Below are 9,823 nucleotides of genomic sequence, written 5' to 3'. Positions count from 1 at the left end.
TTGAAATTTGTTTTTAAAAAGGTATTTATATAAAAAAATTATTAAATCTATAAATTTCATAGGAAAACATATTGACAATATAGCTGTGAAATAATATTATAAATATAAAGATGATTGTGATAATTATGACAATTTAAAATTGTATAGGTATTAAAAATATAAATTTATAATAAATTTTAATTATAGAATTAATATTAATGATTTAAAAGAAATTATTTAGGGGGTATTATTATGGAAAATAAAGTTGTAAATATAATGGGAGATAATATTTTATATATATCAATAATTGATACAGAGGAAAAAGGCATACAGTTACAAATGTTAGACAGGCTTCTGATATTAAACGTATTCAATTACTAGGTGACATGGATATGCTTGTAACAGAAGTAAGATTAAAATATATATCTAATGTTAGAGATTACAATAAATACTTTTTAGGATATGTTAATGAAAATATTTCAATAAATAAGGAAATACGTTGCGAAACACCATTAAAATTAAATTTAGCAATAGAGGGGATTTTAAAACAAAGTGGTTTAGATTATTTATTATAATATATAAATTAAAATATTATCTTGACAATTTAGAGAGACTGTTTTAAAGTAGATTTAAAATTCTATTTTAAAACAGTCTCTTTTATTTTAAAATATATTCTATAGAGTTCCAAGGTTACTTTTAAAATTATTCATACAAAAACTTAGATACCAAAAATAGTGAGCCATGTTCCGAATTTCTTAAAATTAAACACTACATTTTGCATAAAAGTATTTTAAAGTTATTGAAAAAATTTAAATGGGAGTTTGTTTTTCTATAAAATTAGATTAGTTAAAAATAAAAGAATTTGTTTGTATATTTTTATGTAGTTTTAATTTTTTATTTACTTTGATAAAATTTATTTCAAAATATGTTAAATTTTACATGGGAAAATAGCATATATTAATTTATTTAAATAATAATGTTTTATATTTTGAATGAATATGTTAAAATATACAAAACGAACAATTGGAAAATTACAAAAACTACATTAAATATTACAAAAATTAAAAATATATATTTATTACTTATATATTATATTAAAAAAATAAGCAACATAATAGATAAATTTAAAATGGGGGAATTGAAATTGAAAAAAATAGCAATTATAGGTACCTTAGACTCAAAGGGGGAAGAATATTCATATTTAAAGAATATTATAGAAAGACAAGGGTTAGAAACATTAGTTATAGATGTAGGAATTTTTGAGCCAAGCATTGAAGCAGACATTAAGAATGAAGATATAGCAAAATCTGTTAATGAAAGCATTAAAATGTTACAAGAAAAAAAGATAGAGGATATGCTGTAGAAATTATGTCGAAAGGTGCAGTTAAAGTAGTTAAGGAACTTTATGATAAAGGTGAAATTAGTGGAATAATAAGTCTTGGAGGTTCTGGGGGAACGGCGCTTGCAACACCATGTATGAGAACGTTGCCAATAGGTGTACCTAAAATTATGGTGTCTACATTGGCATCAGGAGATACTAGACCTTATGTAGGAGTTTCAGACTTAATAATGATGCATTCTGTGGTAGATATATCAGGTTTAAATTCAATATCAAAAAAAATAATACAAAATGCAGCTAACGCCATAGTTGGAATGGTAAATAATGAAGTTGTAGAAAATAAAAAAAGTGAAGAAAAAAAACTTATAGCGGCAACAATGTTTGGAGTGACAACTCCATGTGTTACTAAAGCTAGAGAATATTTAGAAAGTAAAGGTTATGAAGTTATAGTATTTCATGCTACAGGAACTGGTGGACAGGCCATGGAGAATCTTATTGATGGAGGATTTATTGACGGAGTATTAGATATAACAACAACAGAGTTATGTGATGAACTAGTAGGTGGAGTTTTATCTGCTGGTCCAAATAGATTAGAAGCATCTGTTAAAAGAGGAATTCCTCAAATTGTGTCTACAGGAGCATTAGATATGGTAAATTTCGGGCCATATGAAACTGTACCAGAAAAATTTAAAAATAGAAAATTTTATAAACATAATCCAACAGTAACACTAATGAGAACTACAAAAGAAGAATGTAGAGAGTTGGGGAAACTAATATGTGAAAAACTTAATAAAACCAATAGTAAAACTGCTATAGTTTTGCCATTGAAAGGAATATCTATGATAGATGTAGAAGGTCAACCTTTTTATGGACAAGAAGAAGATCAAGTATTGTTTGATACTATAAAAAATAATATAGACAATAAAAATATAGAAATAATAGAGGTTCAACAGGATATTAATGATGAAAGAATAGCTATATTAATGGCTAAAAAATTAATAAATTTAATGGAGAATAAATAGGAGGAAAATAAAATGAAATTTACAAGAGAAGTTATTTTAGAAAGACTTAATAAGGAGATAAAAAATGAAAATATAATATTAGGTGCTGGAGCTGGAACAGGCATATCAGCTAAAAGTGCTGAAGCTGGTGGAGTTGATATGATTATAATATACAACTCAGGAAGATATAGAATGGCTGGAAGAGGTTCTCTTGCAGGGTTATTATCCTATGGAGATGCAAATCAAATCGTTATGGATATGGGAAAAGAAGTTTTACCAGTAGTAAAAAACACACCAGTATTAGCAGGAGTTTGTGGAACAGATCCTTTTAGAATTATGGAAGTATTCTTAAAAGAATTAAAAGATTCAGGATTTGCAGGAGTACAAAATTTTCCTACAGTAGGTTTGATTGATGGTACATTTAGAGAAAATTTAGAAGAAACTGGAATGGGATATGATTTAGAAGTTGAAATGATAAGAAAAGCTCATGAAATTGGATTATTTACAACTCCTTATGTATTTGATAAAGATCAAGCTATAAAAATGGCTGAAGCTGGTGCAGACATACTTGTTGCACATATGGGATTAACAACAAAAGGAAGTATAGGTGCTAAAACATCTAAATCATTAGATGAATGTGTAGAGTTAATACAAACTATTCATGATGAAGCAAAAAAAGTTAATCCAAATATACTTGTTATATGTCATGGTGGTCCAATAGCAGAAGCATCTGATGTTGAGTATGTACTTTCTAAAACTAAAGGAATAGTTGGGTTCTTTGGAGCATCTAGTATAGAAAGATTAGCAACAGAAAGAGGAATTAAAAATCAAACTGAAAGCTTTAAGAATCTTAAATTATAATTTAAAGATAAAAAATGTAATCAGTTTTAATCTTATATAATAAAAACTATGAAATTACATATTTAAAGATGTGATTTCATAGTTTTTTATTATATATTGTATTTAAAATTTATTTTTTCTTTTTCCAAGAATCTTTTAGAGATACTATTCTATTAAATACTAAATTTTCATTAGTAGAATGTTTTTTATCTACACAAAAATATCCATGACGTATAAATTGAAACTTACTTTCTTTAAGAGCTCCTTTTAAGGATGGCTCTAATATAGAGTTTTTAAATATTAATAATGATTTTGGATTTAATTTTTCATCCCAACCTTTAGAAGAATCTTTTAATAAACCTTCATCTGATAAAAGCTTATCATATAAATTAACTTGTGCTTTTATACCGTGAGATGCAGATACCCAGTGAATAGTACCTTTAACCTTTCTTCCAGTAAAACCAGAACCACTTTTTGTTTCAGCGTCGTAAGTACAATGAAGTTCTAGAATATTATCATTATCATCTTTTATAACATCATTACATTTTACAAAATAAGCACCTTTTAATCTAACCTCATTACCAGGATATAAACGATGGAATCCTTTAATAGGAGTTTCCATAAAATCTTCTTTCTCTATATATATAACTTTGGAGAAAGGAACTTTTCTAGTGCCTGAATTAGGATTTTGATTATTATTTTCAATTTCTAACATTTCTACTTCATTATCTGGATAATTAGTTATAATAACTTTAAGTGGATCAAGAACAACCATTTTTGAATCTACCTTAGGTTTTAAATCTTCTCTTAAACAATGTTCAAGCATTGAGATATCAACAGTACTTTGATTTTTAGATACTCCTATTTCATTAACAAAAGCTTTAATGCTTTCAGGAGTAAATCCTCTACGTCTTAACCCTTGAATAGTAGGTAGCCTAGGGTCATCCCATCCATCTACATAGTTACCAAATACTAATTCTTTTAAATATCTTTTACTTGTTACAACACCAGTTAAGTTCAATCTACCAAACTCTCTTTGTTTTGGTGGTTCACAAAAATCTAACTCATTTAAGAACCATTCATATAAAGGTCTGTGATCTTTAAATTCCATGGAACACAAAGAATGTGTAATGCCTTCGATAGCATCTTGTAATGGATGTGCAAAATCATACATTGGATATATGCACCATTTATCTTCAGTTCTATAGTGAGATGCATGAAGTATTCTATATATTACAGGGTCTCTAAAGTTTATGTTAGGAGAAGACATATCTATTTTAGCTCTTAATGTTTTCGCTGAGTTTTCAAATTCTCCATTTTTCATTCTTTCAAATAAATCTAAATTTTCTTCTATAGACCTATTTCTATAAGGACTATCTTTTCCAGGTTCAGTTAGGGTTCCTCTATATTCTCTTGTCTCATCGGGCGTTAAATCACAAACATAGGCTTTCCCTTTTTTTATAAGTTTCACAGCACATTCATAAAATGTATCAGAATAATCAGAGCCATAAAATATTCTTTCTTTAGGTGAAAAACCTAACCAATTTATATCATCAATAATTGAATTAACGTATTCAATATCTTCTTTTAACGGATTTGTATCATCAAATCTTAAATTAAAAGTACCATTGTATTTTTGAGCTATAGAATAGTTAATATTAATAGCATAAGCACTACCTATATGAAGATATCCATTAGGTTCTGGTGGAAACCTAGTAGCTATATTTCTTGAGTAAGCATTATTATCTAAGTCATCATTTATAATTTTATGCAAAAAATTTGAATTTATATTTTCATTAATTGAATTACACATTTAATTCCCTCCGTTTATAAGATTTTAAGTATTTACCTATTTTTATTTACAAATTTGTTTACCTAAATTTATTTACATAGTTCAAATTTATATTTGGATAATTTATATTTGGATAATTTATATTTGGATAAAATTTATATTTGGATAAAATTTATATTTGGATAAAATTTATATAAAATAAAAAAACTCTCACCCCCAAGACTAATTTTTAGCCTTGGGGACGAGAGATACATTCGTGGTGCCACCCCAGTTCATTAACATGTTACCATGTTAACCTCTTCAAGTACGACTTAAATTTAAAATGTTAAGTGATACTCTAGCTCTATAACAGGAGCGCCTGTCATACCATCCCTAAAAGTTCCGATATGAAGCTCAAAGACTTGCTTCAATTAAAACATCTTTACTCCTTCTCAGCTACTGGAGTTCTCTGTAAAAGAGGAATTTAATTTACTCTTCTTATCATCGCTATGAAAATAATAATATTTTTATAAATAGTATCAAAGAAAAAATATTATGTCAAGAAAAAGATTAAAAAAATAAAAAAAGAGTAGAATAAATTATAAATATAGATATAGCAAGATTGAATATTTTTTAACATAATTAGAAAAGTATCTGTTAAATCTATGTTAAATGGTTTGAATTCCAGTAGTTTTAATAAATAAAGTTAGTTATATTATAATTAACTTCATAAGACCATTTTATGAAATACATAACTAAGAGGTGAGAGATGAAATTTTTATCTAATTTTTTAAAAGGAATAGCAATCAGTATATCACAGATAGTTCCAGGTGTTAGTGGAGGGACTATAGCTATAATTCTTGGAATTTATGATGATTTAATACATGCTATAAACAATATTTTAAATGACTTTAAAAATCAATATAAATTATTAGTGCAAGTAGGATTAGGAGCTATTATAGGTATATTTTTATTTAGTAATATAGTAAAAAATATAATCACAAAATATCCTATAGAAGCAGGATTCTTTTTTATCGGTATAATTTTAGGTGGAGCACCTTTAATGTATAAAAAAGCCACCAAGCAGGGATTGTTGAAAAAAAATTTAATTTATTTAGGATTAGGTATTCTAATTGTATTTATTATGTCAGGGGAGTATATCGACAATTCAAATGTGATAACTAATTTAAATATTTTAAATTTTATTTGGTTGTTTATAGGAGGAATAATAGTTGCAATAGCTTTAATATTGCCAGGAATAAGTGGATCTTTTATGCTTTTAATTTTAGGTTTGTATAACACAGTTTTAACTGCTTTATCAGATTTGAATTTTTTAATACTTGCGCCAATTGGATTAGGTGTAATAATAGGGACCATTGCAACTGCTAGAACAATAGAAATATTGTTAAATAAATATCCGCAGCAAATATATATGCTTATATTTGGATTTGTTTTAGGTTCAGTGGTAGCTATATTTCCAGGAATACCTACAGGTATATCTTCAATAGTATCTGTAATGTTATTAGTTTTAGGATTCATCTTTATATATAAAATAAGTGAAGAATAAATATAGAGATGCAAGCTCTAATTAAAATTTATTCAGTAACTTTAAAATATTTTTATACAAGATTTAGTGTTGAATTCTAAGTGATTCGGAGCATGTCTCACTATTTTGAGTGTTCAAGTTTTGGGATAAATAATTTAAAAAGTCAATGTGGAAATCTATATATAAGTAAAATAAAATATAAAAATATTTGATAAAAGGAATAAAAGTTTATTATATTCACAATATAATATTGAACAAATATTATATTTAGGAGGATATTATGAACAGAGAACAAAAAAATGAAAAGCATAATAGTGCTAAAAAAATGATTATAGATGGTAAGGATTGGAATGATATAATGCAAGAAACTGGTTTAAGACTTAAGGATTTAAAAAGAATTCAAAAGGATGAAATAAACCCACATTTTTAGTGGAAAATTCCTGCTGGTTTGAAAAGCAGGAATTTTTTATATTAAACATTAAAAATAGATTATTTGGCATTTACATTTCTATATTTTAATTGATCTAATTTGTTGTCTAATATAAATTTTCTTAAAAGCTGTTCATCGGCTTTATTAATAAATTTAAATTTACAACCATAACTATACATATGATCTGTTTTGAATTTTCTTTTAGTCTCAGTTATTATAGTAATAGTGGTATTACCTATAGGTAGTAAAAGAATAAAGTTTAAATCAAGTGGTAGGTTAAGAGGACTATCTAACAATATGCCTGAAATACTTATATTCTTAGCTATCATTAATATAGGTTTTGAAAGATTAATTACTTCCTTATAAGACTTTTTTAATATGTTTACTGGTAAGGTTATATTTATATTCACACGACTATGTAGCCGCCGATTTTTAGAATATAAAAAACGTATATTAGTAAATTCTATATTTTTTGCGTCTACTTTAGAAATTCTAGCTTCATAAACTAATACACCCTCTTTTTTAGAAAATATACTTAAAAAAAGTTTTCTTTATTATTTAACATATGGTCATTATTAACAGACATAATCAACTTGTTATTATCAAAGTATTGAATTATTCCAGTTGCGGTTAAATCTCCATATAAGGACTCCGCTTTTATTAAAGAATAGTTATATTTCACAGTTATACCTCCTTATATATTTAAAAATTAAATTACATATCATATTATGATTTAAAAGAATGTATAATTCAATATAAAATTACAAAAAAGTAAAGAAAATGGTAAAAACATAAAAAGTAAAGAAATAATTTTTAATTTTTTTAATTATATTGACAATTAATCAAAAAAAGGGTATGTTAAAAATATATCAAAGGATATTTTAATCATTTTTAATTAATTTTTAAAATTAACTTTAATCAATTCATAAGAAAATTCTTTAATTTAAAATTTTTTATTTCAAGGTAGGAGGAAATAATATGTTTAAGAGTATAATATCACCAGGTAAATATATACAGGGAAGCGCTGTGTTAAAAGATATAAGAAATCATATATCAGATTTGGGAAAATCATTTTTTGTAATTGCTAGTGATAATGGAATAAAAAGAACAAAGCCTATTATAGAAAAGAGTTTTAATGAAAAAAATGCAACTTAACATTTGAAAGTTTTAATGGAGAATGTTCTAAAAATGAAATTAATAGATTAAGAAAAGTTTTAAAAGAAAATGACTGTGATGTTGTTATAGGTATAGGTGGAGGAAAAATTTTTGATACTGCTAAAGCAGTGGCGTATTATGAAAATATTCCTGTAGTAATAGTACCAACAATTGCATCTACTGATGCACCGTGTAGTGCATTATCTGTTATATATACAGATGAAGGTGTATTTAGTGAATATTTAATGCTACCTAAAAATCCTGAAGTTGTAATAGTAGATACTGAAATAGTTGCAAAGGCACCAGCAAGATTATTAGTGGCTGGAATAGGAGATGCATTAGCTACTTATTTTGAAGCTGAAGCATGTTTAAAATCTAATGCTTGTAATATGGCAGGTGGAAAAATTACAAAGGCGGCGATGGCGTTAGCAAGTTTATGCTATGAAACATTATTAGAGGATGGATTAAAGGCAAAACTTGCAGTAGAATCAGGAGTTTGTACTACTGCAGTAGAAAATATTATTGAAGCTAATACTTATTTAAGTGGTATTGGATTCGAGAGTGGTGGGCTTGCAGCAGCTCATGCAATCCATAATGGATTTACTGTTTTAGAGCAATGTCATCATTTGTATCATGGAGAAAAGGTTGCATTTGGAACTATTGTTCAATTGGTTTTAGAAAATAGAACTATGGAAGAAATAGAAGAAGTTATAACATTATGTCTAAACTTACAGTTACCTATTACATTAGAAGATATGGGTATAATTGAGATAAAAGAAGAAGAAATTAAAAGTGTAGCTAAGGCAACTTGCTTAGAAGGTGAAACAATTTATAATATGCCATTTGAAATTAATGAAGATATGGTTTATGCTGCAATACTTTCAGCAGATGCAATAGGAAGACTTTACAAATAGACATTAGAATAAAGTTGTGAATTTTAGTTAGAATGATTTAAGTTTATAATTTATAAAAAGAGCCTTCAAATTTGTATTTTGAAAGCTCTTTTTGTTATTCCACTATAATTTCATCAAAAAGAATATTATTAATTGGGTTCACAATTACATTTTTTACTTTATTTTTATTGTATATAACACCACACTTAGGATTAAATAAAAATATGGCAGGGCAATCATTTAACATAACACTATTCAACTCTTTATATAGATTATATCTTTTATCAGGTACAATACATTCAGAGGCTTTGTCCATTAATGAATTTACTTTTTCATTATTATAATTGTTTTTAAAGAAAGCAGAATTTATATTAAATAATGGTCTTAAGTAATTGTCAGCATCACCAGTATCAGCAATCCAAAAAGCTGGGAAAATATCAGATTTAAGATAATTATCAGGATGATATACCCCTTTTTCATTGGCGAGAATTTTCTCACACCTTATGCCAACAGCTTCAAAATAGTTTATAAGAAGATTAATATAATCATCATTTTTACTATGTACTATTTTTAAAGTGTCTTTAGAGTTACAGTAATTACACTTACTTAAAAGTTCCTTTGCTTTATTAGGATTATATTTAAAAATATCATCATTATTAAAATCTAATATTGCTCTAGGAAAAATAGATTTAAAAGCTTCTGCATTATTACAAGCTAAAAGTTTAATAAGTTCTTCTTTATTTACTGCATAATTAAGAGCTTGACGAGCAAGATTATTTTTTGAAAAAATACTATTTTTATTAAAATTAAAAAATACATATTAGTTAACAAAGATGGATATAATATTAAATTATTATATTTGTAATTAT

Annotated in this window: 9 protein-coding genes, 3 pseudogenes and 1 other annotated feature; of the genes and pseudogenes, 7 read left to right on the top strand and 5 right to left on the bottom strand. The window is 26.2% G+C overall.

Annotated elements, in window-relative coordinates:
* The first annotated feature begins 231 nt into the window (after positions 1-231).
* From CSGHG_RS24745 to CSGHG_RS17915, 4 genes and pseudogenes are all read left to right on the top strand, one after another.
* Positions 232-360, top strand: a complete 129-nt coding sequence (locus CSGHG_RS24745) for a hypothetical protein (protein WP_268869876.1) — start codon at positions 232-234, stop codon at positions 358-360.
* 5 nt (positions 361-365) lie between these two features.
* Positions 366-554, top strand: a complete 189-nt coding sequence (locus tag CSGHG_RS17925) for a hypothetical protein (RefSeq protein ID WP_207635878.1) — start codon at positions 366-368, stop codon at positions 552-554.
* A 569-nt stretch (positions 555-1,123) separates the two neighbouring features.
* Positions 1,124-2,340 (top strand): annotated as a pseudogene (locus CSGHG_RS21365) (Tm-1-like ATP-binding domain-containing protein).
* A gap of 12 nt (positions 2,341-2,352) precedes the next feature.
* The gene (locus CSGHG_RS17915) at positions 2,353-3,180 is read left to right on the top strand and encodes a phosphoenolpyruvate hydrolase family protein (RefSeq protein ID WP_010299193.1); all 828 of its coding nucleotides are present in this window, start codon (positions 2,353-2,355) and stop codon (positions 3,178-3,180) included.
* 109 nt (positions 3,181-3,289) lie between these two features.
* Here the strand turns inward: CSGHG_RS17915 and CSGHG_RS17910 are convergent, their stop codons facing one another.
* Positions 3,290-4,972 carry a glutamine--tRNA ligase/YqeY domain fusion protein gene (locus CSGHG_RS17910; RefSeq protein WP_010299188.1) on the bottom strand — a complete coding sequence of 561 codons (1,683 nt, stop codon included), beginning with the start codon at positions 4,970-4,972 and terminating at the stop codon, positions 3,290-3,292.
* Positions 4,973-5,185: 213 nt separating this feature from the next.
* Positions 5,186-5,444 (bottom strand) — a binding site (T-box leader).
* Between the two features lie 255 nt (positions 5,445-5,699).
* Here CSGHG_RS17910 and CSGHG_RS17905 point away from each other — a divergent pair.
* Both CSGHG_RS17905 and CSGHG_RS23765 read left to right on the top strand, forming a co-directional pair.
* Positions 5,700-6,497 carry a DUF368 domain-containing protein gene (locus CSGHG_RS17905; RefSeq protein WP_010299184.1) on the top strand — a complete coding sequence of 266 codons (798 nt, stop codon included), beginning with the start codon at positions 5,700-5,702 and terminating at the stop codon, positions 6,495-6,497.
* A gap of 259 nt (positions 6,498-6,756) precedes the next feature.
* Positions 6,757-6,906, top strand: a complete 150-nt coding sequence (locus CSGHG_RS23765; protein WP_010299183.1) for a hypothetical protein — start codon at positions 6,757-6,759, stop codon at positions 6,904-6,906.
* Positions 6,907-6,965: 59 nt separating this feature from the next.
* Here CSGHG_RS23765 and CSGHG_RS17895 read toward each other — a convergent pair whose 3' ends face one another.
* A complete protein-coding gene (locus CSGHG_RS17895) occupies positions 6,966-7,358 on the bottom strand; it encodes a PilZ domain-containing protein (protein WP_268869878.1) in 393 nt (130 codons plus the stop codon).
* Positions 7,359-7,441: 83 nt separating this feature from the next.
* A complete protein-coding gene (locus CSGHG_RS23465) occupies positions 7,442-7,588 on the bottom strand; it encodes a hypothetical protein (RefSeq protein ID WP_155844793.1) in 147 nt (48 codons plus the stop codon).
* Positions 7,589-7,884: 296 nt separating this feature from the next.
* On the opposite strand from CSGHG_RS23465, the pseudogene CSGHG_RS21360 reads away from it, so the two are divergent.
* A pseudogene (locus CSGHG_RS21360) lies at positions 7,885-8,975 on the top strand (glycerol dehydrogenase).
* A 94-nt stretch (positions 8,976-9,069) separates the two neighbouring features.
* On the opposite strand, the gene CSGHG_RS24470 reads toward CSGHG_RS21360, so the two are convergent.
* Positions 9,070-9,270 (bottom strand): hypothetical protein, encoded by a 201-nt coding sequence (locus CSGHG_RS24470; protein WP_010299177.1) that lies wholly within the window; start codon positions 9,268-9,270, stop codon positions 9,070-9,072.
* A 66-nt stretch (positions 9,271-9,336) separates the two neighbouring features.
* Positions 9,337-9,759: pseudogene (locus tag CSGHG_RS25130) on the bottom strand (ABC transporter substrate-binding protein); the annotation flags it as partial.
* Between the last annotated feature and the right edge of the window lie 64 nt (positions 9,760-9,823).

It is taken from the genome of Clostridium senegalense JC122 (assembly GCF_000285575.1).
Lineage (GTDB): Bacteria > Bacillota > Clostridia > Clostridiales > Clostridiaceae > Clostridium_J > Clostridium_J senegalense.
This window is presented reverse-complemented; position numbering and strand designations above follow the sequence as displayed.

Excerpts from the sequence above, each read along its gene's own strand:
- CSGHG_RS17910 (WP_010299188.1), bottom strand. The coding sequence starts at position 4,972 with ATGTGTAATTCAATTAATGAAAATATAAATTCAAATTTTTTGCATAAA.
- CSGHG_RS24745 (WP_268869876.1), top strand. The coding sequence starts at position 232 with ATGGAAAATAAAGTTGTAAATATAATGGGAGATAATATTTTATATATA.
- CSGHG_RS17925 (WP_207635878.1), top strand. The coding sequence starts at position 366 with ATGGATATGCTTGTAACAGAAGTAAGATTAAAATATATATCTAATGTT.
- CSGHG_RS23765 (WP_010299183.1), top strand. The coding sequence starts at position 6,757 with ATGAACAGAGAACAAAAAAATGAAAAGCATAATAGTGCTAAAAAAATG.
- CSGHG_RS17915 (WP_010299193.1), top strand. The coding sequence starts at position 2,353 with ATGAAATTTACAAGAGAAGTTATTTTAGAAAGACTTAATAAGGAGATA.
- CSGHG_RS24470 (WP_010299177.1), bottom strand. The coding sequence starts at position 9,270 with ATGGACAAAGCCTCTGAATGTATTGTACCTGATAAAAGATATAATCTA.
- CSGHG_RS17905 (WP_010299184.1), top strand. The coding sequence starts at position 5,700 with ATGAAATTTTTATCTAATTTTTTAAAAGGAATAGCAATCAGTATATCA.